Annotated in this window: 22 protein-coding genes; 16 read left to right on the top strand and 6 right to left on the bottom strand. The window is 72.6% G+C overall.

Annotation, left to right across the window (positions count from 1 at the left end; genetic code table 11):
* Window positions 1-119: 119 nt before the first annotated feature.
* Complete coding sequence (gene ybaK, locus ABD817_RS07015) at window positions 120-620, bottom strand: Cys-tRNA(Pro) deacylase (RefSeq protein ID WP_344916196.1); 501 nt, start codon at window positions 618-620, stop codon at window positions 120-122.
* Between the two features lie 99 nt (window positions 621-719).
* Between ybaK and hisD the strand changes: the two genes are divergently transcribed.
* The 15 genes from hisD to ABD817_RS06940 all read left to right on the top strand — a co-directional run bounded on the left by hisD (window position 720) and on the right by ABD817_RS06940 (window position 16,420).
* Window positions 720-2,027: a histidinol dehydrogenase gene (gene hisD, locus ABD817_RS07010; protein WP_344916194.1), complete on the top strand. Its 1,308-nt coding sequence runs from the start codon at window positions 720-722 to the stop codon at window positions 2,025-2,027.
* Window positions 2,024-3,094, top strand: a complete 1,071-nt coding sequence (locus ABD817_RS07005) for a histidinol-phosphate transaminase (protein WP_344916192.1) — start codon at window positions 2,024-2,026, stop codon at window positions 3,092-3,094. Before hisD ends, ABD817_RS07005 begins: the two co-directional genes overlap by 4 nt.
* Complete coding sequence (gene hisB, locus ABD817_RS07000) at window positions 3,091-3,711, top strand: imidazoleglycerol-phosphate dehydratase HisB (RefSeq protein WP_425583281.1); 621 nt, start codon at window positions 3,091-3,093, stop codon at window positions 3,709-3,711. Before ABD817_RS07005 ends, hisB begins: the two co-directional genes overlap by 4 nt.
* Before the next feature lie 31 nt (window positions 3,712-3,742).
* Window positions 3,743-3,898, top strand: coding sequence for a hypothetical protein (locus ABD817_RS06995; protein WP_344916190.1), 156 nt, complete (start codon window positions 3,743-3,745; stop codon window positions 3,896-3,898).
* Window positions 3,895-4,530 carry an imidazole glycerol phosphate synthase subunit HisH gene (gene hisH / locus ABD817_RS06990; RefSeq protein WP_344917219.1) on the top strand — a complete coding sequence of 212 codons (636 nt, stop codon included), beginning with the start codon at window positions 3,895-3,897 and terminating at the stop codon, window positions 4,528-4,530. Before ABD817_RS06995 ends, hisH begins: the two co-directional genes overlap by 4 nt.
* Window positions 4,531-4,651: 121 nt before the next feature.
* Window positions 4,652-4,993, top strand: a complete 342-nt coding sequence (locus ABD817_RS06985; protein ID WP_344916188.1) for a hypothetical protein — start codon at window positions 4,652-4,654, stop codon at window positions 4,991-4,993.
* A 4-nt stretch (window positions 4,994-4,997) separates the two neighbouring features.
* On the top strand, window positions 4,998-5,720 hold the full coding sequence (gene priA / locus ABD817_RS06980) for a bifunctional 1-(5-phosphoribosyl)-5-((5-phosphoribosylamino)methylideneamino)imidazole-4-carboxamide isomerase/phosphoribosylanthranilate isomerase PriA (RefSeq protein WP_344916186.1): 723 nt from the start codon (window positions 4,998-5,000) through the stop codon (window positions 5,718-5,720).
* An 11-nt stretch (window positions 5,721-5,731) separates the two neighbouring features.
* Window positions 5,732-6,502: an imidazole glycerol phosphate synthase subunit HisF gene (gene hisF / locus ABD817_RS06975; protein ID WP_344916184.1), complete on the top strand. Its 771-nt coding sequence runs from the start codon at window positions 5,732-5,734 to the stop codon at window positions 6,500-6,502.
* A 392-nt stretch (window positions 6,503-6,894) separates the two neighbouring features.
* On the top strand, window positions 6,895-8,526 hold the full coding sequence (locus ABD817_RS06970) for a serine/threonine-protein kinase (protein ID WP_344917217.1): 1,632 nt from the start codon (window positions 6,895-6,897) through the stop codon (window positions 8,524-8,526).
* The gene (locus ABD817_RS06965) at window positions 8,523-11,351 is read left to right on the top strand and encodes an AfsR/SARP family transcriptional regulator (protein ID WP_344916182.1); all 2,829 of its coding nucleotides are present in this window, start codon (window positions 8,523-8,525) and stop codon (window positions 11,349-11,351) included. The genes ABD817_RS06970 and ABD817_RS06965 overlap by 4 nt, the downstream gene beginning before the upstream one ends.
* A 77-nt stretch (window positions 11,352-11,428) precedes the next feature.
* Window positions 11,429-12,040, top strand: a complete 612-nt coding sequence (locus ABD817_RS06960; RefSeq protein ID WP_344916180.1) for a hypothetical protein — start codon at window positions 11,429-11,431, stop codon at window positions 12,038-12,040.
* Window positions 12,024-12,593 (top strand): OmpA family protein, encoded by a 570-nt coding sequence (locus tag ABD817_RS06955; RefSeq protein WP_344916178.1) that lies wholly within the window; start codon window positions 12,024-12,026, stop codon window positions 12,591-12,593. The genes ABD817_RS06960 and ABD817_RS06955 overlap by 17 nt, the downstream gene beginning before the upstream one ends.
* Window positions 12,594-12,771: 178 nt before the next feature.
* Window positions 12,772-15,057 carry a xanthine dehydrogenase family protein molybdopterin-binding subunit gene (locus ABD817_RS06950; RefSeq protein WP_344916176.1) on the top strand — a complete coding sequence of 762 codons (2,286 nt, stop codon included), beginning with the start codon at window positions 12,772-12,774 and terminating at the stop codon, window positions 15,055-15,057.
* Window positions 15,054-15,956 carry an FAD binding domain-containing protein gene (locus ABD817_RS06945; protein ID WP_344916174.1) on the top strand — a complete coding sequence of 301 codons (903 nt, stop codon included), beginning with the start codon at window positions 15,054-15,056 and terminating at the stop codon, window positions 15,954-15,956. Before ABD817_RS06950 ends, ABD817_RS06945 begins: the two co-directional genes overlap by 4 nt.
* Window positions 15,953-16,420 carry a (2Fe-2S)-binding protein gene (locus tag ABD817_RS06940; protein WP_344916172.1) on the top strand — a complete coding sequence of 156 codons (468 nt, stop codon included), beginning with the start codon at window positions 15,953-15,955 and terminating at the stop codon, window positions 16,418-16,420. Before ABD817_RS06945 ends, ABD817_RS06940 begins: the two co-directional genes overlap by 4 nt.
* Before the next feature lie 13 nt (window positions 16,421-16,433).
* Here ABD817_RS06940 and ABD817_RS06935 read toward each other — a convergent pair whose 3' ends face one another.
* Entirely contained in the window at window positions 16,434-17,012 is a 579-nt protein-coding gene (locus tag ABD817_RS06935) for a Uma2 family endonuclease (protein ID WP_344916170.1), read from the bottom strand.
* A 94-nt stretch (window positions 17,013-17,106) separates the two neighbouring features.
* Between ABD817_RS06935 and ABD817_RS06930 the strand changes: the two genes are divergently transcribed.
* Window positions 17,107-17,373: a hypothetical protein gene (locus ABD817_RS06930; protein WP_344916168.1), complete on the top strand. Its 267-nt coding sequence runs from the start codon at window positions 17,107-17,109 to the stop codon at window positions 17,371-17,373.
* A 325-nt stretch (window positions 17,374-17,698) separates the two neighbouring features.
* Here ABD817_RS06930 and ABD817_RS06925 read toward each other — a convergent pair whose 3' ends face one another.
* From ABD817_RS06925 to ABD817_RS06910, 4 genes are all read right to left on the bottom strand, one after another.
* Complete coding sequence (locus tag ABD817_RS06925) at window positions 17,699-19,075, bottom strand: glutamine synthetase family protein (protein WP_344916166.1); 1,377 nt, start codon at window positions 19,073-19,075, stop codon at window positions 17,699-17,701.
* Window positions 19,076-19,261: 186 nt separating this feature from the next.
* Window positions 19,262-19,939: a putative Ig domain-containing protein gene (locus tag ABD817_RS06920; RefSeq protein WP_344916164.1), complete on the bottom strand. Its 678-nt coding sequence runs from the start codon at window positions 19,937-19,939 to the stop codon at window positions 19,262-19,264.
* Between the two features lie 397 nt (window positions 19,940-20,336).
* On the bottom strand, window positions 20,337-20,498 hold the full coding sequence (locus ABD817_RS06915) for a hypothetical protein (RefSeq protein ID WP_329093223.1): 162 nt from the start codon (window positions 20,496-20,498) through the stop codon (window positions 20,337-20,339).
* Window positions 20,499-20,981: 483 nt separating this feature from the next.
* Window positions 20,982-21,611: a TIGR03085 family metal-binding protein gene (locus ABD817_RS06910; protein ID WP_344916161.1), complete on the bottom strand. Its 630-nt coding sequence runs from the start codon at window positions 21,609-21,611 to the stop codon at window positions 20,982-20,984.
* Window positions 21,612-21,641 lie beyond the last annotated feature (30 nt).

Genomic DNA, 21,641 nt, shown 5'->3' with positions numbered 1-21,641 from the left:
GGTGTCCCCTGGTGTCGTTCCCTGCCGAGTCTGGCCGAACGCCGCCGCCCGCCGCGTCGGCAACCTTCGACAGGACCTGCCCGGGAGAGCGGGGGCGTCTCGCGGGTCGCGGGGGAGCCTCAGTCGGCCTTGCCGATGGGGGCGGTGACGGCCTGGGTGAGCCGTACCAGCTCCGACGGGCCGGTCTCGATCTGCAGGCCGCGCCGTCCGGCGGAGAAGTAGATCGTCGCGAAGCCGAGCGCGGAGGCGTCGACCACGGTCGGCAGGCGTTTGCGCTGCCCGAGGGGGCTGATGCCGCCGACCACGTAGCCGGTGACCCGCTCGACCTTGGCCGCGTCGGCCATCGTCGCCCGCTTGCTCCCCAGCGCCGCCGCGAACGCCTTGAGGTCGAGCTTGCCCGACACCGGCACCACCGCGACGGCGAGCCCGCTCTCCACCTCGGCCACGAGCGTTTTGAAGATCTGTCCGTACGGCACCCCGAGGGCGTCGGCCGCCTCCTCGCCGTAGGCCTGCGCGTTCGCGTCGTGCTCGTAGGGGTGCAGGGTGAAATCGACCTTGGCCTGGGTGAGGGCCACCGTCGCGGGGGTTCCCTGGCCGCCCTTGTTCTTGCTCTTGCTCACGGGGGAAGCGTAGCGGCTGGTTAAAATCTACATAGTAAAGGCGTTGTCCGGATAATGGGCAGGACGATATCGGGTGGCGGACCTCCGTAGACTGAACGGGTGATTTCGCGTACCGACCTGCGAGGGCCCCTGCCTGAGGACCTCCGCGACGTGCTGCCCCGTGCCGACCTCGATGTCGAAGCCGCCCTGGAGAAGGTGCGGCCCATCTGCGAGGACGTGCGTCATCGCGGAGTCGCCGCCGTGCGGGAGCTGACCGCCAGGTTCGACGGCGTCGAGCTGGAGTCCACCCGCGTGCCCGCCGAGGCGGTCACCGGGGCGCTGGAGGGGCTCGACCCGAAGGTGAGGGCGGCGCTGGAGGAGTCGATCCGCCGCGCCCGCCTCGTCCACCGCGACCAGCGGCGCGCCGACGTCACCACCCAGGTCGTGCCCGGCGGCACCGTCACCGAGCGCTGGGTGCCGGTCGACCGCGTGGGGCTGTACGTCCCCGGCGGCCGGGCGGTCTACCCCTCCAGCGTGGTCATGAACGTCGTTCCCGCCCAGGAGGCGGGGGTGCCCTCCCTGGCGGTCTCCTCGCCCGCGCAGCGCGAGTTCGGCGGGCTGCCGCACCCGGCCATCCTGGCGGCGTGCGCGCTGCTGGGCGTGGACGAGGTCTACGCGGTCGGCGGCGCCCAGGCGGTGGCGATGTTCGCGTACGGCACCGAGGAGTGCCCGCCGGTCACCATGGTCACCGGCCCCGGCAACATCTGGGTGGCCGCCGCCAAGCGCCTGCTCAAGGGCCGCGTCGGCATCGACTCCGAGGCCGGTCCCACCGAGATCGCGATCCTCGCCGACGCCACGGCCGACCCGGTGCACGTCGCCGCCGACCTGATCAGCCAGGCCGAGCACGACACGATCGCCGCCGCCGTGCTCGTCACCGACTCGGTGGAGCTGGCCGAGGCCGTCGAGCGGGAGCTGCCCCGCCAGGTCGCCGCGACCAAGCACGCCGACCGGATCACCGAGGCCCTGTCGGGGCGCCAGTCGGGCATCCTGCTGGTCGACGACATGGAGGCCGGGCTGCGCGTCGTCGACGCGTACGCCGCCGAGCACCTGGAGATCCACGCCGCCGGGGCGCCCGCGCTGGCCGCCCGGGTGCGCAACGCCGGAGCGATCTTCGTCGGCTCCTACGCGCCGGTCTCGCTCGGCGACTACATGGCCGGTTCCAACCACGTGCTGCCCACCGGCGGCTGTGCCTGCCACTCCTCGGGGTTGTCGGTGCAGACGTTCCTGCGCGGCATCCACGTCGTCGACTACAGCCGCGAGGCCCTCGCCGGTGCCGCCGCCCACGTGTGCGTGCTGGCCGACACCGAGGACCTCCCGGCGCACGGTGCCGCGATCCGCGCGCGATTTGACTGGGAGATCCCGGCGTGAGGCTTGAAGATCTGCCGATCCGCGACGACCTTCGGGGGCGCACGCCGTACGGTGCCCCCCAGATCGACGTCCCGGTCAGGCTCAACACCAACGAGAACCCCTACGGGCCCTCCGCGTCGCTCGTCGCCGACCTGGCCGAGGCCGTACGCCTCCAGGCGGCCGAGCTCAACCGCTACCCCGACCGCGACGCGCTCGCCCTGCGCGGGGAGCTGGCCGCGTATCTGGGGCACGACCTGACCGTGGAGCGGGTCTGGGCGGCGAACGGCTCCAACGAGGTGCTCCAGCAGATCCTCCAGGCCTTCGGCGGCCACGGCCGGGTCGCGATGGGCTTCGAGCCTTCTTACTCGATGCACCCGATCATCACCACCGGTGTCTCGACCGAGTGGATCTCCGGGGCGCGTGAGGACGACTTCGGGATCGACCCGGACAAGGCGATCGCCGCGATCGAGGAGCACCGGCCCGACGTCGTCTTCCTGACGTCGCCCAACAACCCGACCGGCACCGCCCTGGACCCGGCGGTGATCGCCGGGATCGTCGAGGCGGCGCCGGGCATGGTGGTGGTGGACGAGGCCTACTTCGAGTTCGCCCGCACCGGCACCCCGTCGGCGCTCACCCTGTTGCCGGACAATCCCCGGCTGATCGTCACGCGGACGATGTCCAAGGCGTTCGCCATGGCCGGGACCCGGCTGGGATACCTCGCCGCCCACCCGGCGGTGATCGAGGCGTTGCTGCTGGTCCGGCTGCCGTACCACCTGTCCACGCTCACCCAGACGGCGGCGCGGGTCGCGCTCGCCCACGCCGCCGAGTTGCTCGGCGCGGTCGACGCGCTGCGGGCCGAGCGGGACGCCACGGTGGAGTGGCTGCGCGGCCGGGGTCTGACGGTCGCCGACTCGGACGCCAACTTCGTGCTGTTCGGGCTCTTCGAGGACCGGCACGCGGTGTGGCGGGGCATGCTGGAGCGCGGAGTGCTGATCCGCGAGGTGGGGCCGCCCGAGTGGCTGAGAGTTTCGATCGGTACCCCTGAGGAGATGGCGGCGTTCCGCGCCGCCCTGGAGGAGATCCTGTGAGCGGCATCACTGGCGGCGAGACCGCACCGCGTCGTGGTCGCGTCGAGCGCGTCACCAAGGAGACGTCGGTGCTGGTCGAGGTCGACCTCGACGGCACCGGGAACGTCGAGGTGTCCACCGGTGTCGGGTTCTTCGACCACATGCTGAACCAGCTCGGCAAGCACGGGCTGTTCGACCTGACCGTGAAGACCGAGGGCGACCTGCACATCGACGCCCACCACACGATCGAGGACACCTCGCTCGCGCTGGGCGCGGCGTTCCGCGAGGCTCTGGGCGACAAGTCGGGCCTGCGGAGGTTCGGCAACGCGTCCTGCCCGCTGGACGAGTCGCTCGCGGAGGTCACGGTCGACCTGTCGGGGCGCCCCTACCTGGTGCACAGCGAGCCCGAGGGCATGGCTCCCATGATCGGCCCGGAGTACGACACGACGATGACCAGGCACATCCTGGAGTCGTTCGTCGCCCAGGCCGCGATCTGCCTGCACGTGCGGGTCCCGTACGGCCGCAACGCCCACCACATCGTGGAGGCGCAGTTCAAGGCCCTGGCCAGGGCGCTGCGGGCGGCCTCGGAGCGCGACCCGCGCGCCACCGGGGTGCCCAGCACGAAGGGCGTGTTGTGACCGCTTCCGGCGAAGGAGGGGGGACGCGCCGGTGAGCGACAACTGGACGGCCGTCGCGATGGCGTTCGTCGCCCTCTTCCTCGTCGGCGGGATCGTCTCATTCATCAAACAGGGTCTGCGGAAGGGCGCGGTGCTGCTCGCCGCCCTCGCGGCCCTGGCGACCACGGCGGCGGTGCTCTGGTGGTGAAGAAGAAGGTGGTCGTTCTCGACTACGGCTCGGGCAATCTCCGTTCCGCGGAGCGCGCGCTGGCCCGGGTCGGCGCGGACGTCACGGTGACGGCCGACTACGAGACGGCGATGGAGGCCGACGGTCTCGTCGTGCCGGGTGTGGGGGCGTTCGCCGCGTGCATGGCGGGGCTGCGCGCCGTGCGCGGTGAGCGGATCATCGGTCGTCGCCTGTCGGCGGGGCGGCCGGTCCTCGGCATCTGCGTCGGCATGCAGATCCTCTTCGAGACGGGTGTCGAGCACGGCGTCACGACCGAGGGCTGCGGGGAGTGGCCGGGCACGGTGGAGCGCCTGGAGGCTCCGGTGCTGCCCCACATGGGCTGGAACACGGTGAAGGCACCGGCCGAGACCGCGCTGTTCGCGGGTCTCGACACCGATACGCGCTTCTACTTCGTGCACTCGTACGGCGTGCGCTCCTGGGAGCTGCGGGCGGGGCCGGGTTTCGCCGACCCGCTGGTCACCTGGTCCGAGCACGGGGTGCCGTTCGTCGCGGCGGTGGAGAACGGGCCGCTGGCGGCCACCCAGTTCCACCCGGAGAAGTCGGGCGACGCCGGTGCGGGGCTGCTCACGAACTGGCTCGGGACCGTCACGTGATCTCGCGGGTTCCGGGTGGGTTTCCGGCGGAGGTCCCCGGCGGGGGTTCTGTGCGGGTTTCCGCTCGGGGTTCCGGGTGGATTCCCAGGCGGGGTTCCGGTGAGCGTCCGGTGGGTTCCCGATGAGTAAGGAGCGGGCCAGGCGCAGGGCCGAGCGGGAGGCCGAGCAGGCGCGCCAGGCGGCTCTGCGCGCCGAGCGGGAGGCGCGGCTGGCGCGGCGGCGCGAGCGGGTCGGCAGGGTGGTCGCGCTGCTGCCGGGCAGGCCGGTGCGCATCGTGTCCCAGGGCGGCATCATGGCCCGCCGACGCCGGGCGCAGAACGGTGTCGCGGTGGTGCTGTTCCTGATCGTCCAAGTGATCGTCTGGCTGCTGTGGTCCTCGTGGGCCGCCCGGTTCGGGGCGTTGGTTATCTCTCTGCTGTTCGTACCGCTTTTCATCACCCTTGTCTTCGACCGGAGGTCCTGAACAGATGTCGCTTGAGCTGCTCCCCGCCGTGGACGTCGCCGACGGCCAGGCGGTCCGCCTGGTCCAGGGCGCGGCCGGCACCGAGACGTCGTACGGCGATCCCCTGTCCGCGGCGCTCGCCTGGCAGGAGGCCGGTGCGGAGTGGATCCATCTGGTCGACCTCGACGCCGCCTTCGGCCGGGGCAGCAACCGCGAGCTGCTCGCCACCGTGGTCGGCGCGCTCGACGTCGACGTGGAGATGTCCGGCGGCATCCGCGACGACGCCTCCCTGGAGCTCGCGCTGGCCACCGGCTGCCGCCGGGTGAACATCGGCACCGCGGCGCTGGAGAACCCCGCCTGGTGCTCCAAGATCATCGCTGAGTACGGTGACCGGATCGCGATCGGCCTGGACGTGCGGGGGACGACCCTGGCCGCCCGGGGCTGGACCCAGGAGGGCGGTGACCTGTGGGAGGTCCTCGCCCGTCTGGAGGGCGACGGCTGCCCCCGCTACGTCGTCACCGACGTCACCAAGGACGGCACGCTGCGCGGCCCCAACCTCGACCTGCTCCGCGAGGTCTGCTCCCGCACCGACAAGCCGGTGGTCGCCAGCGGCGGCGTCTCGTCCCTGGACGACCTGCGCGCCCTGGCTTCGCTGGTCCCGATCGGCGTCGAGGGGGCGATCGTGGGCAAGGCGCTGTACGCGCAGGCCTTCACCCTTGAGGACGCCCTCGCCGCCGTGAGTTCGTGAGGGGGCCGCAGATGACTGTCGCGGTACGAGTGATTCCCTGCCTGGACGTGGACGCCGGGCGGGTGGTCAAGGGCGTCAACTTCGAGAACCTCCGCGACGCGGGCGACCCGGTCGAGCTGGCCCGCCGCTACGACGCGGAGGGGGCCGACGAGCTGACGTTCCTCGACATCACGGCCTCCAGCTCCGACCGGTCGACGATGTACGACGTGGTCAGCCGGACGGCCGAGCAGGTGTTCATCCCGCTGACCGTGGGCGGGGGGGTGCGCTCGGTCGAGGACGTCGACAGGCTGCTGCGGGCCGGTGCCGACAAGGTGGGCCTGAACACGGCGGCGATCGCCCGGCCGGAGCTGCTGACCGAGGCGTCCCGGCGGTACGGGGCGCAGTGCATCGTGCTGTCGGTGGACGCCCGCCGGGTCGTCGACGGCCCGCCGACGCCGTCCGGATTCGAGGTGACCACGCACGGCGGTCGCCGGGGCACCGGCATCGACGCGGTGGAGTGGGCCCGGCGGGGTGAGGAGCTCGGGGTCGGTGAGATCCTGCTCAACTCCATGGACGGTGACGGCACCCGTGACGGCTACGACCTGGAGATGATCCGGGCCGTACGGGCCGCGGTGTCGGTCCCGGTCATCGCCAGCGGCGGGGCCGGTTCCGTCGGCGACTTCCCTCCCGCGGTCGAGGCGGGGGCGGACGCGGTGCTGGCGGCGTCGGTGTTCCACTTCGGGCAGCTCAAGATCGGTGATGTCAAGGACGCGCTGCGGGGGGCGGGGCATCCGGTGCGCTGACGTCGTTCCGGTTCGCCGTCGTTTGTCGCTTCGGGGTCGGTGGGATGGGTGGCGGGGGTTCGTTCGCGCCGCGGCGGGCCGGTGTTCCGGGCGGCCGTCTCGGTGGCTGTCCGGTGATTCCGGCCTCCGGCCTGCTCGGGCGTGACGGTCGCGCTTTCCGATAAGCCACCTGGAACACCGGCAATGGTTCCGTTGGGCGGGGTGCGGGCCGTAGTCGCCTCGTTTCCGGCCGTCCGGGGTGCGGTCTCGCGCTGAAGCCTCCGTACGGGCCTGTCTGAGGATCGGTCGCCGTAGCTGAAGCGCCCCTGCGGAAAGGAGCTCAGGGTCGAGCTTTTTGGCGTACAAAATGCCAGTGTGCACAGATTTGACGGCATAGGGTAACTCCGGTGGACATGATCGGCGGCTACGCGCTCAGACGTGAGCTGGGCCGGGGTGGCATGGGCGTGGTGCACCTCGCCGCGACCCCGACGGGGGGTCTGGCCGCGGTGAAGGTGATCCATCCGCACCTGGCCCGCGACCCGGCTTTCCGGCGGCGCTTCGACCGCGAGGTGGCGGCGGCGCGCAGGGTGGCCAGGTTCTGTACCGCTCCGGTGCTCGACGCCGGGGTCGAGAACGGTGTCGCCTACCTCGTCACCGAGTACGTCAGGGGGCCCGACCTGGCGCAGGCCGTACGCGAGCAGGGGCCGTTGACCGGCGCCAACCTGGAGGCGCTCGCGGTCGGGATCGCCACCGCGCTCCACGCGATCCACGGGGCCGGGGTGATCCACCGCGACCTGAAGCCGTCGAACGTGCTGCTGTCGCCCCTCGGCCCGCGCGTGATCGACTTCGGTATCGCGCAGCTCGTCGACACCCAGAGCCTGGTCAGCCAGGCGATCCTGGGCACCCCCGCGTTCATGGCGCCCGAACAGGTGCGCGGCGAGCCGCTGACGCCCGCGGCCGACGTCTACGCGTGGGGCGGGGTGATCGCGTTCGCCGGTACGGGACGGTTGCCGTTCGGTGGCGGCTCGCCGTCCGAGGTCCTCTACCGGATCGTCAACGACGGGCCGAACCTCGATGGCCTCGACGAGAGTGTGCGCGCCGTCGTCGAGGGGGCCATGGCCAAGGACCCCGCGCGGCGGCCGAGCGCTCAGCGGCTGCTGGACGAGCTGGTCGGCGGCCGGCCGACCCCGGCGACGGCGAGCCAGGCCGTCGAACGCGCCTGGGCCGGTGGTGGTGGCGGAAGGCTGGGCGTGCTGGGGGAGCCGGTTGTGCTCGGGGAGCGGGACGTGGTCGGGGGACCGGCAGTGCTTGGGGGACGGGGCGTGGTGGGGGAATCCGCCGTGTCCGGGGTTGGGGGACCGGCTGGGGGCGGGGAGTCCGTCCGGTCCGATGGGGTGACCCTGAGGAGACGGCGGTGGCCGTGGGTCGCGGGCGCCGCCGTGCTCGTGGCGGCCCTGGCGGGCGGGTGGGCCCTCTACGCCGGTCTCGGCGCGCCCGTGTCGTCGTACCGTGCCGGTTTCACCGAGTCCTGGGCCGTCGGCGCGTCCGACGGCGGCAGGACCGAGCTGGACGGCGAGGTCTACCTGCTGACCGCCAATCCCGGATGGCGGCTGTGGAAGTCGGCCCCCTTCTCGGAGGGGGCCACCGGGGGTGTCGTGGTCAGTTCCAGGATGCGGCTGGAGGAGGGCTCCGGGGAGTTCGGCGTGTGGTGCCGTGGCGACGCGGACACCGGTGACCGCTACGAGTTCGCGGTCACCGCCTCGGGCGAGGCCTCGATCACCAAGCGGCGCGGCGGGCGGGGCGTCGTCCTGCACGGACCTGTGCGGATGGGAAAGTCGGCCGACAACCGCGTCGTCGCCCAGTGCGCGCAACGGGACGGGCGGGTCGTCCTCGGCATGTGGCTCAACGAGAAGCCGGTGGGGGAGGTCACCGACGCCGAGGACCCCTACGGCCCGGGGGCCACCGGCGTCCACGCGGCACCGGACGCGGCCACACCCGTCCGGGTCGGGTTCCGCTCGTTCGAGGCCCGCCCGGTGGAGGGGTGAACGTGCGGTTCGGTGTGCTGGGAGTACTGCGGGTCGTCGAGGGTGAGCGCGACCTGACGCCCGGCCCCGCCAAACATCGCGCGCTGCTGGCTGCCCTGCTGCTGAGGCCGGGACGGACCCTGACCGTCGGACGGCTGATCTCCGAGGTGTGGGACGACGAGCCGCCCGCCTCGGCGGAACCGGTGCTGCGGGTGTACGTGAGCGCGCTGCGCAAGGTGGTCGACGGGATCCGTACCGTGCCCGGCGGCTACCTCCTCGACGTCGATCCCGACCAGGTGGACGCGCACAGGTTCGAGCGCCTGGTGGCCGCGGGCCGGCGGGCCAGGGACGCGGGCAGGAGTGCCGAGGCGGCCGACGAGCTGCGCGCCGCCCTGGCGCTGTGGCGGGGGCCCGCGCTGGCCGATGTCGACTCGGCCGAGCTGCGGCGCGCGTACGCCGTACCGCTGGAGGAGCTGCGGCTGACCGCTCTCGAGGAGCGCGTCGAGCTGGACGTGGCGCTCGGCCGGGGCGCGGAGGTGACGGGGGAGCTGCGCGCGCTCGTGGCCTCGCACCCCCTGCGGGAGCGGGCGTGGGGACAGCTCGTACTGGCACTCGGCCAGGCGGGGCGCAGGTCGGAGGCGCTGGGCGCCTACCGGGAGGCGCGGCGGCTGCTCGTCGGTGAGCTCGGCCTCGAACCCGGTCCCGAGCTGCGGGAGGCGCACGAGCGCGTGCTGGCGGGGGGCGCCCCCGCGCGGACCGTGCCGAACGACGTGCCGAACGAGACGCCGCCCGACGTCGCCGACTTCACCGGGCGCGAGCGCGTGCTGGACTGGATCCGCCGGTCCGTGCCCGTCGCCGGGGCCGCGCCCGTCCACCTGGTGCTGCACGGTCCCGCGGGGACGGGCAAGTCCGCGGTGGCGGTGCACGCGGCCGCCGGGCTCGACTTCCCCGGCGGGCGGCTGCACGCCTCGCTCGGGGCCAGGACGCCGGGCGCGGTGCTGGAGGACCTGCTGCGCTCGCTCGGCTGCCCGCAGGGGGCGGTGCCCGCCGACCCGGCCGAGCGGACGCGCCTCTACCGCAACATGGTGAGCGGGCGGCGGCTGCTGGTGGTGCTGGACGACGCGGCCGAGGAGGCTCAGGTACGCCCGCTGCTGCCCGCGGGGCCCGGTTGCCTGACGCTGGTGACCAGCCGCTCGCCGCTGTCCGGCCTGGAGGCGGCGCGAGCCTTCGAACTCGGCGTGTTCGACACGGACGAGTCCGTGGAGATGCTGGCGCGGGTGGTGGGGGAACGACGGGTGCGGGCCGAGCCGCGGGCGGCCGCGCGGATCGCGGTGTTGTGCGGCGGGCTGCCGCTGGCGCTCAGGATCGCCGGATCCAGGCTCGCGCGGCGGCCGAGCTGGACGCTGGAGCACCTGGCGGGGCGCCTTGAGGACGAGCGTGGCCGCCTCGACGAGCTCAGCGCGGGAGACCTGGCCGTGCGCGGCAGCCTGGCACTCGGCTACCGCGCGCTCTCGGACCACGAACGCCTGCTGCTGCGCCGTCTCGGCGCGCTGTCCGCGCCCCACGTCGCCCCGTGGGCGGCCACCGCCGTTCTCGGGGCGCCCGCCGACCGGCTGCTGGAGGCGCTGGCCGAGTCGGGTCTGCTGCGGGCGCGCGGGCTCGACGCGAGCGGCCAGGAGAGGTACGACTGGCATGACCTGACCAGGCTTTACGCCGCCGAGCGGCTGGCCGCAGAGGAGGGGCCACCGGCCCGGGTCCTCGACACCGCCGCCGGGGAGATCCTCGACCGTGCCCGGCGGGCCAGGACGCTGCTCCTGCCCGCCGAGCCGGGTTCCGGCCAGACCGTGGCCCGTACGGCGGAGCAGGCCGCGGACCTGGACACCGCGCGGCTGCGGGAGTCGGCCCGCTGGCTCGCCGCCGAGCGGGGGTTCCTGGTCGCGGCCGTCGCCGACCTCCAGCGGGCCGGCCTGGACGAGGCGACCTGGCGGCTGGCCTTCTACCTGACCCCGTTCTTCGAGCTGGGCGCGCACCGGGAGGACTGGCTCGCGGTCGTGGACCTCGGCCTGCGGGCCGCACGGCGCACGGGCCACCGCCACGGCGAGGCGCTGCTGCTGCGCTCTCTGGCCGACCTTCGTCGTACGGAGGGCCGTCTGGAGGAGGCCGCCGACGCACTCGGGCGGGCGCTTCCGCTCACCGAGGCGCGCGAGGTGGCCCGTACCCGGCACCGGCTCGGCCTGGTGCGCCTCGCCCAGGGGCGGCGGCCGGAGGCGGAGGCATGCTTCGTGGCCTGCCTGGCCGCGTTCTCGGCGGCGGGGGACCGGCGCGGCAGGGCCGACGCGCTGCGTGCCCTCGGCGGGTCGCGGCAGGCCGAGGACCTGCTGCACGGGAGCCTCGCGGCCTACCGGGAGCTGGGCGATCCGCGCGGCGAGGCGGCCGTCTCGCTCGACCTCGCCGGGCTCTACCTGGACCGGCGGCGCCCCGCCGAGGCGCGTGAGCGGGCCGAACGCGCTCTCGGCCTGGTCAGGCGGCTGGGGGACCGGCTCCCCGAGGCCGCGGGACTGGTGCTCCTGGCGAGGGTGGCCCTGGCCGAGGGACGGCCCGACGCCGCCCGCGGGGCCACGGAGGAGGCGCTGGGGACGTTTCGCGAGTACGCCGACCGCCGGGGTGCCGGGCGGGCGCTGCTCACCCTGGCGGCGGCCCTTCTGGATCTCGATGAGATGGATGAGGCTGTTGGTGCCGTATCGGACGCTGTGGGAGAGTTTGACGTTCTCGGCGACCGGCACGGCCTCGCCGAGGCCGAAGAGCTCGCCCGTGAGGTGTCGCGGCGCCGTGGCCTGCGCGTTTAGCGCGCTATACGGCTTCTGAAGGTGGCCCGCCTACGGTCGGGCTCGATACGGTCCACGACGGGCGGAGGCGGGACGGGATGCGAAGAGGGACCACACAGGTGGCGGTCGTGGCGGTGGTGGCCGCCGCGCTGAGCGGCTGCGGGATGCTCCCCGGGCAGGCGGGGGGTGGCGGGGAGGAGCGGGTGACGGGGACGCTGGAGGTCGCGGACCCCACGACCTCCACGAACTCCGCGGAACCCGTGGCCACCGCGAAGGCCACGGAGGCCGTGCCCGCCGAGCGGGAGAGGGTGATCGCCCGCAGGGAGGTCAAGGCGAGCGGCACCGACCTGACCGTGGAGATCACCGGTCTCCGGCGTCAGGGCAGGCTGTCCACGCTGACCTGGACGGTCACCAACAACGGCGACGACCGGTGGCAGATGAACAGCGACCTGGGCGACACCCCCGGAGGCCTCGGCCTGACCGTGGCCGGGGTCAGCCTGGTCGACCCGGTCAACGGCAAGCGGTACGCCGTCGCGCGCACCGCGAAGCAGCCCAGACCCTCGTGCCTGTGTTCCGAGTACGACGTGTTCACCGAGCCCGGGGAGGTGCTGCCCCTGCACGCCTCGTTCGCCGCCCCGCCGCCGGACGTCACGAAGATCAATGTGGACCTCAAGGTGCTGGGTGTGTTCAGTGATGTCCCGATCTCCTGAACGCCGCACGATCCTGGCGCTCGGGCCCGCCCTGCTCGTCCTGCTCACAGGCCTCGGGACGGCCGCGTGGGCGGATCCGGGCGACGAGACCACGGCCGAGGTGGAGGACGTCGTCGCCCTCGTCGAGGACATCTTCGCCGAGGTGGAATCCCTCGACGGCGCGGAGAGCGAGTCGCGGCGGGGCGAGGAGGTCACCGTGGCGCTCACCAGTGACGTGCTGTTCGCGCTCGACAGGGCCGTGCTGACGCCGCGAGCGCGGCAGCGGGTGGAGAGGGTCGCCGAGAGGGTCCGGGCGGACTCTGCGGGCGGGACGGTCAGGATCGAGGGACACACCGACGACCAGGGCGGCGACGCCTACAACGCCGCGCTGTCGCTCAGGCGGGCGGGGGCCGTGCGGGAGGCCCTCCAGGGAGGGCTGACGGGCGTGACCTTCCAGGTCGAGGGCTTCGGCGAGCGGCGGCCCCGGGTGCCCAACATCGTCGAGGGACGGCCACTGGAGGAGAACCGGGCGAGGAACCGGAGAGTGGAGATCGTCTTCACCGCCAAGGAGTGATTCCCGAGGCCGTGCCGGGTCGGTGCGCCTCCAGCGCCATCGGCTTTCCCAGGGGCGCCTCGCCGCGCCGGTTATTCACCTTTAAACCATGAAATGTCTAATTTATGACTATATGAGTGCTATGTGAGGTGGCGAGGCGGGAAGGGGTGAAGTCTGAATCCAGGGTTCGGAGGACGTCGTGGCGCATGTCTGGGCGAGGCGGGAGGACGCGCGGCTGCTCACCGGCCACGGCCGCTACGTCGCCGACATCGTGGTGCCGGGCTGCCTGGACGCCGCGTTCGTCCGCAGCCCCGTCGCGCACGGCCGCCTGCGCGAGGTGGACTGCGCCGCCGCCCGCCGGGTCCCCGGGGTCCGGGGTGCCTGGTCGGCCGCCGATCTGCCGGGCCTGCCCCCGGTTCCCTTCACGGTCCTGGCGGGGCTGTCGGCGCGGGACGCGGTGGCCGGGCACGAGTGGCCCTCCCTGGTCGCCGACCGGGTCCGTTACGCCGGTGAGGCGGTCGCCGTCGTCGTCGGAGACGACCGCTACCGCGCCGAGGACGGCGCCGCCGAGGTCGTCGCCCGGATAGACCCGCTCCCGCCGATGGTGTCGGCCGCCGAGGCGCTGGACGGCCCGGTCCCCCTGTTCGACGGGCTGGGGAACGTGGCGCTGGAACGGTCGGTGGGGACCCCGATCGACGAGACCGTCTGGCAGGGCGCGGCGGTGGTGGTCGAGGCGCGCTACCGCCAGCAGTTGCTGCTGCCCTCGCCCATGGAGTGCCGGGCGTTCCTCGCCGTCCCCGAGGGGGACCGGCTGACCGTGTGGTGCTCCCACCAGGCGCCGCACCGGCTCCGCCGCGAACTGGCCGAGGCGCTGGACCTGCCGCCGGGGCGGATCCGGGTGGTGACCCCCGACAGCGGCGGCGCGTTCGGTTCGAAGAGCGCGACGTTCCCGGAGTACGTCACCGTCGCCTTCCTGGCCGTGACGACGGGCCTGCCGATCCGGTGGATCGAGGACCGCGCCGAGTCGCTGCTGGCCGCGACCCGGGGCCGGGGGCAGGACCAGCGGGTCCGGCTCGCCGCCGACGCCGAGGGACACCTGCTCGCGTACGAGCTGAGGATCGACGCCGACGTGGGGGCCTACCCGCACATCGGGGCGGGCCTGCCGACGCAGACCGCCCGGATGGCCACCGGCCCCTACACCACACCCCTGGTGCACGCCACGCTCCGCTCGGTACTGACCACCACGATGCCGACGTATCCCTACCGAGGCGCCGGGCGGCCGGAGGCGACGTTCGCGCTGGAGAGGTCGATGGACGTGCTGGCCGGGCGGCTGGGCATGGACCCGGCCGAGCTGCGGCGCCGCAATCTCATCCCGCCCGAGCGCTTCCCGTACGAGACCCCCACCGGGCGGCTCTACGACAGCGGGGACTACGCGGCGGCGCTCGACATGGCGCTGAAGACCCTGGAGTACGACCGGTGGCGCGCCGAGCGGGACCGGCGCCGGGCGGACCCGGCCGCCACGCCCCTCGGCATCGGGCTGGCCTGCTACGTGGAACGCTCCGGCGGCGAGACGGGCGCCCTCCACGAGTTCGGCAGCGTCGAGGCGTGCCCGGACGGCACGGTGGTCGCCCGCTGCGGCACCGCCTCCACCGGGCAGAGCCACGAGACGACCTTCGCCTCGCTGGTGGCCACCACCCTCGGCCTGGACGAGTCACGGGTCCGGTTCGTGGAGGGGGACACCGACGAACTGGCCGACGGCGTGGGCTCCTACGCCAGCCGCTCGGCGCAGGTGGGCGGTCCGGCCCTGTGGCGCGCGGCCACCACGCTGGTCGACCGGGCCAGGGAGCGCGCCGCGCGGCTGTGGCGGCTGCCGGTCGAGGAGGTCGCCTGGTCGGAAGGCGTGCTGAGCCCCCGCGACGGGTCCGTCACCCTGGGCCTCGGTGAGCTGGTCGCGGCCACCGGGCCGCTCCGGGTGGACGACCGGTTCGAGACGGACATGGCGTTCCCGTTCGGCACCCACGCCGCCGTCGTGGAGGTCGACCCGGAGCTGGGCACCGTACGGATACTGCGGCTGGTCGGGGTGGACGACTGCGGGGTGATGCTCAACCCCGCGGCGGTCGCCGGGCAGGCCAGGGGGTCGATCGCGCAGGGGATCGGCCAGGCGCTGTACGAGGGGGTGCCCTACGACGAGGCCGGGGTGCCGATGCTGCCCTACGGGCTGCTGGACTACCTGCTGCCGACGTTCACCGAGATGCCGCCCATGGAGATCAGGGAGACCACCACGCCGACCCCGTGGACGGCGCTGGGCGCCAAGGGCGCCGGGGAGGCGGGGTGTATCGGCACCCCTCCGGCCGTCGTCAACGCGGTGGCCGACGCGCTGGGGGTGACCGATCCGGACCTGCTGCGGATGCCGCTCACCCCGGACGTGGTGTGGCGAGCCGCCCGCGCCTCGGGGACGAAGGCGAAGCCGGGGGAGGGTCCGTGAAGCCCGCGGCCTTCGACTACGTCGCGCCGGGCACCGTGGACGAGGCGGTGGCCGCGCTCGCCGGGGCCGGGGAGCGGGCGTCGATACTCGCCGGTGGCCAGAGCCTGATCCTGGAGATGCACTACCGGCGCGCCCGTCCCGACCTGGTGGTGGACATCAACGGCGTCCGCGGTCTCGACCGGCTGCGGGTGGACGGCGGCGCCCTGCACGTCGGGGCACTGGTCCGCCACGAGGCCTTCGATGCCTTCGATGCCTTCGAGTCGCCCCTGGTCGCGCCGGGGCCACTCGGCCGGTTGCTCTCGCTCGTCGTCGTCAACATCGCGCATCCGCCGATCCGCGCCCTCGGCACCATGGCGGGCAGCCTGGCCTGGGCGCACCCCGCCGCGGAGTGGTGCGCCGTCGCCGTCACCCTGGACGCCGACGTCGAGCTGCGGGGTCCCGGCGGCACGCGGACGGTCGGGGCCGGAGACTACTTCCACGGCCCCCACCGGACCGCGCGCCTGCCACAGGAGATGATCACCGCCGTACGGCTTCCCCTGCTCGACGACGTCACCGGGGTCGCCTTCGCCGAACACCGGCGGACGCACGCCAGCTTCGCCCAGCTCGCCGCGGTGGTGACGCTGACCGTGCTCGACGGCGTGATCACCGAGGCCCGCGTCGGGCTCGCCAACGCCGCCGACCGGCCGGTGCGGGCCCACGCCGCCGAGCGGTCGCTGGTCGGCTCGTCGCCGCTCGACGACGACCTGTTCGGCCGTGCCGGGCGGATCGCCGCCGAACACGACGCCGACCCCGTCGCCCGGCCGTACGCCGACGTCGAGTACCAGCGGCAGGTCGTCACCGTCCTCGTCGGCCGGGCACTGCGCCAGGCGTACGCCGACCACGGGGGAGCCCGCCGATGAACATCACACTCACCGTGAACGGCCAGGCGTACAGCCTGGATGTGGAACCCCGTCGTGTCCTCGGCGACGTGCTGCGCGAGGAGTGCGGCCTGACCGGTACGCACCTGGGCTGCGAGCAGGGCGTGTGCGGCGCGTGCACGGTCGTGGTGGACGGCAGGGCGGTGCGGTCGTGCCTCATGCTGGCCGTGCAGTGCGACGGGCGCTCGGTGCGCACGGTGGAGGGGCTCGCGGGCCCCGGCGGCGAACCGCATCCGCTCCAGTCGGCCTTCTCCGCCGAGCACGCCCTGCAGTGCGGCTTCTGCACACCGGGCTTCCTCATGCTCGCCGCCGCCGCGCTGGAGTCCGACCCCGCGATCGCCGCCGACCCGGAGCGGCTGCGGGAACTGCTCACGTCCAACCTGTGCCGGTGCACCGGCTACGAGCCGATCCGGCGCGCCATCGTCCGCGCCGCGGTGAGGCCGTAGCGTCGAGGGGCTTTCAGGCGAGCGTTCCCGGATCTATCGTCAGGGGAACGGGGCCGGGCAGGGTGGCGGCGGTGCCGGGGGTGAGGGCGGCCACCTGCCTGTAGAGATCGCCGTCGAGCTGATAGACGTCGATGACCAGTGTGTTCTGGTCGATGATCCAGTACCACTCGCACTTGGTCCGGGCGTAGCGGTTCATCTTGGTGAGGCGGTCGCGGTTGGAGTTGGTGGACGTGACCTCCGCGAGGATCTCGATCTCGTGCGGTTCCACGTAGAGGTCACTGTCGGTGCCGCGCTGGAAGACGGCGATGTCGGGGGCGAACACGGTGTCGGAGTTGAGGCGGTAGTTGACCGGTCCCTCCACGTCCAGGTCCAGGTCGTCGGCCTGCAGACATGCCTCGATGGCGTTGATGAGGCGGCGGGCGATGCGCTGGTGGCGGATGGAGGGCGCGGGGGTCATGACGATGCAGCCGTCCTCAAGCTCGAATCGACGGCCGACGTCGCCGAAGTCATGGTTCATGAACTCGTCCGCGTTCCAGTAACGCGGAGCCCACGGAGGTGCTCCGTGGGGTTCGTGGCCATGCGGGACGGTCATGCGTACCACGGTATCGGGGTTCGTACGCGCCTCACAGCGTGGCTGAGCGGTGCGCTCGCCGGTGTGGAGGTTTGTGGTTCTCGGTGGGCCGCTCATGGGCTCGGTGGTCCTTTCGGGGGACGAGATCGTCGTGGGCGGCGACGATGTCGCGGGCGGTGCGGCCGTGGGCGTAGCGGTACAGGCGCAGGGGACTGACATCGTGATCGAGGGCCAGGAGGTAGGCGAGCTGGTCGAAGGTGAACGAGCGGGCGCGCAGTGCCCCGCGGCGGCAGCCGAGCAGGGTGCGGTATCCCTTCGCCTGGTATGGGCCCTCCTTGAATCGAGCGTGAGCGGATCGTATTCGAGGGATGACGAAGAGTGACAGAGGTGTGAGGGGAAGGGGATGATCTACCGGCGGGTCTTTCCCGGTCGGATGGATCAGGTTCCGGTCGCTCGCCGGTTTATCCGGTTCCTGCTGGAGGACTCACCAGCCATGATCATCGCGGCCTGAGGATGATCCGTGCGATGCGACGCCGCATCTCGTTCGCTGGCACCATTGGATCTGGGCGAGGAGAGGAGGGGGCGAGATGTCGGATGATTCGAGATCCGCCGGGCAGGAGAGTGAGTGCCAGGATCGTCCCGGTTCTGCTTTTTGTCTCGCCCTCCCGGACACGTGGGATATACGGCGATCTTAGGGTTTTGGGGCGCTAGAAGACCCGGAAGTGGTGGAACAGTTCGTAGGCGGCGTCCTGGGCGGCGAAGGATCGGGCCTCGGAGCGTTTGACGGCCAGGTAGGCGGAGGCGCGGAGAGGACCGAGGGCGTTCATGAGGACGTCGTCGGCCTCCAGGGCGTCCAGGGCCTCGTCCAGGGAGGCCGGGAGACGGGGGACGCGTCCGGAGGGGAGGGTCGCGGGGTCGACGTTGACGGGGTCGCCGGGGTCGAGGTCGCGGCGGATGCCGTCCAGGCCCGCGTGGATGACGGCACCCAGCGACAGGTAGGGGTTGGCAGAGGAGTCGGAGGGCTTGAGTTCCAGGTTGGCGGACGCCGCGGCGTCGCGTCCGGTGGGGGAGCAGATCCGCACCGCCGCCTCACGGTTGTCCATGCCGTAGCAGGCGTACGCGCTCGACCACGACCTCGGCGTCAGGCGCCGGAAGCTGTTCACCGAGCCGCAGGTCAGCGCGGTGAGTGCCGGGAGGTGGGCGACCAGGCCGCCGATGAAGCGATAGGCCGTGGCCGACATGCCGTAGCGGCCCTCGGGGTCGCCGAAGGCGTTGGTCTTGAGCTCGGGGTCCCAGAGGGAGACGTGCAGGTGGGCGCCGTTGCCCGGCTGGTCGGCGAGGGGCTTGGGAGCGAGGGAGGCCCACATCGACATGCGGGCGGCGACGCCCCTGACCGTCTCGCGGTAGATCACGTGGTTGTCGGCGGCCTGGAGGGCGGGGGCGTGGTGGATCGACAGTTCGTGCTGGCCGTTGCCGAGTTCGGGGTGGTAGTGCTCGGGCCGCAACCCCTGGCTCTCCAGGGCGCGGACCAGGGCCATCGTGTAGTCGTGGAGCTGGTTGAAGCCGACGGTGGAGTAACACAGGCTGTCGTCGGCGGGGACCAGGCGGTCCAGGCCGCCCGCGGGGTCGGGCTCGCGGCGGCCGAGGGTGAACTCGGGTTCGTAGGCGGCGACGAGGGCGTGGCCCTCGGCGGCCAGGGCGGCGACCGCCTCGCGCAGGAAGGTGCGCGGGCAGAGGGGCCAGGGGGAGCCGTCGACCCGGCGCAGGTCCGACAGCATGGCCGCGGCGCCGGGAGCGTAGGGCAGGTGGACGAACGTCGCCGGGTCGGGGACGATCCGCACCTCCCCGACCGGGCCGAGACCCTCGACGTCCTGGAGTTCGTCGAGCATGTTCATCGCCATCATCGCCACGGTGTGCCCGATGCCGGTGTGGATCCGCTCCGCCAGCCGGGGGCGGGAGGCGGCCTTACCCCTGATCACGCCGCCGTGGTCGGCGTACAGGAAGCGAACCAGCTCGACGCCCTCCGTGTCGGCGCGTTCGATGGCGCGAAGCGCCGCGGCGTCGAGCCTGTGAGGGCCGGTCATGGCCTGGTCGTCTCCCATACCTCCTGCGTAACACGTCCTCGTGAGGAGGGGAAGCACCGGGGCGCTCGCCCCCGGGTGGTCCGGGAAGATCGCGAGCCTCCGGTCCGCGGCCATGCGGTGAGCGCGTTGGTTACGGGATGAGCGCGTTGGCTGTGAGGTGAGCGCACGGTTGTGCGGTGAGCACGTCTATGCGGTGAGCACGTCGCCCGCACCGCTGTCGGAGCAGGGCGTGCCCGAGGGAGGGAGGGACGAGGGGGGCGAGGCGGCGCACTCGCAGGTGACGGTGATCGTCACCGCTCCCGTGGTGCAACCACCGGAGGCGGTGCACGCCTCGACCGGGACCGTCCAGGTGCCGGATACCCGGGAGGTGCCGCCGAGCAGGCCGTCGGCGTCGAGCGTGATCCCGGCGGGCAGAAGGGCGGGGTTGGTCACCTTGAAGGCGAGCGTCTCGCCGGTCGGGTTGGCCAGTGTGATCCTTCCGCTCAGCGGCCGGTTGACGGCGACGCCGAAGTGGCCGAGGAGCGGGTGGGCCGAGAGAGACGAGGAGCCTTTCGCGACCGGCCGCCCGGACCCGCCCGCCACCGGTGTCCGGATGGAGGGCGGCAGCGGAGCCGATGCCTGGGCCGAAGGTGGTGTCAGTGCTTGGGCCTGGGCGGAGGGTGGTATCGGTGCCGGAGCTGGAGTCTGGGCCGAGGCTGGTGTCGGTGCCTGGGACTGGGACTGCTGGGGCTGAGGTTGGGCGGAGGGGAGTGCCGGTGTTGGGTCCGGGGTCGCGAAGGCGACTCCTGGGGTCGCCAGCACGCCGTACGCGACGGCCCCGGCGACGATCGCCCCGATTCCGGGGAAACCCTGCTTGCCATGCATGAACGATCCCCCGTACGAGAAACGGACTTTCCTCCAGGGTGCCGAAAAGATCATCAAGGAAGTGCCGTGATGTCTTCCGTGGTCATCCATGATCGGGTCAGGGCGTTCGCCGTACGGGTGGTCTCCGTGTCACGTCGCGTGGGTGTTGTCCGGACCACCCTTTTCCGTACCACTCTGTACGGCGGGGGCCGCGCGGCCTCGGGCGGGGCGCGGGTGTGACCTCGTCGCTGGTTCGCGGGGCGGGGGTGCCGTGACGGCTTCCGGCGATCGGCGCGGTACGTTTCCGGGATCGGCGGGGCCGACGGCATGGCGTTCGGCGCGGGGGGTGTGCGCTCCCCTGTGGATCAGCCGGGAGCGCGGGTGACACGGTTCGGGGCGGGGGGAGCCCGCCGTGCGGTTAGGTGAGCACTCGGGTGAAGAACAGAGCCAACTGGTCTGCCCCCCTTATGATCCCGTCGAAGACTCCGTTGACCGCGCTCGCCGCCTCAGCGGGCTTGGTGAACAGATAGAAGACCACGAACGCTACCGCGAGGTAGGTGAGGACCTTCTTGACCTGCATGGGGGCCTCCTGGCAGTTCCAATCCCAGCCGTATATACCCGAATTTTATCGATCTTTGGCATCTGCGGCCCGGGTGGCTCCCGGATTTTGATGATCATACCCGTCCCGCAGCGGCAAGCCGTGGTCTGGTCGCGAGTTTGGCATAGGTCACACCCGCCATCGTGCGGTCGCGAGGCGCTCCTGTCCAATATTCACTGCCAGGTATACCGGTAGGGCTAGATCGCCGCTGTGCGTACGCCGATCTCGGGGATTGTCTTTGCTGGTCATCGTCGATCCGGTGACCGGCCGGGCGTGTCGCCCCGCGCCGGGGTTCCGGTGTGACGGGCCGATGTCAGGAAACGCGCGGAGACGTCGTCGGGTAGGCCGGGGCGGGCCGCGACCGGAACCCGGTGCCCGGGTCGTCGTCACGTCCCCGGGCAGGCGGTCCCGCTCAGACGTCCCCGGCCTGTGCGGGAGTGCGGCTCCACCCGGAAGCGGTCCCGCTCAGACGCCCAGCGGGGCGTCCATCAGCCTGGCGACGGCCTCGTCGTCGCCGCGCACGTCGACCTTGGCGTGGGACTGGCGGCCGAAGCAGAACAGCAGGAGTTCCCCGGCCGTGCCCGTCAGCTCGACCTGCGGGCCCTCCTTGGGGCCGCCGATGGCGACACCCCCGCCGATGCGGTGCAGGACGACCCGGACGGGGGAGCGGCGCAGGAACAGCCGGGCGCCGCGGTGGATCTGCTTCCAGAACCTCTCCTCCAGGTCGGCGGGCAGCTCCCTCGGCTCCCAGATCCGCTGCGCCCGCCGTACGTCCTCGTGGTGGACGAAGAACTCCGTCGTGTTTGCCGCCTGGTCGAGGCCGGGCAGGCGATAGATCCCCGAAGGGCCGGAACGCACGAGCTCGACGAGGTCCGCGTACCCCTTCCTGGTCTTCATGGACTCCTGCACCCTGGCGGTGTGCCCGGCCAGGGGCTTGAGGACGATGCCTCCGGCGGCGTCGGGGCGGCGCTCGCGGACGACGAGGTGGGCGGCGAGGTCGAAGGTGGTCCAGCCCTCGCAGAGTGTGGGAGCATCCGGGCCGAGCTGGGCGAACAGGTCGCTGAGCGCGGCTCGTTCGGCGCGGGCGTGGTTCATCCGTGATCCTCACGACGTCGTTGTGCGGGC

Origin of the sequence: Streptosporangium oxazolinicum, assembly GCF_039537505.1 — a bacterium.
GTDB lineage: Bacteria > Actinomycetota > Actinomycetes > Streptosporangiales > Streptosporangiaceae > Streptosporangium > Streptosporangium oxazolinicum.
The sequence above is the reverse complement of the archived record's forward strand: the minus strand, read 5'-3'. Positions and strand labels throughout refer to the sequence as shown.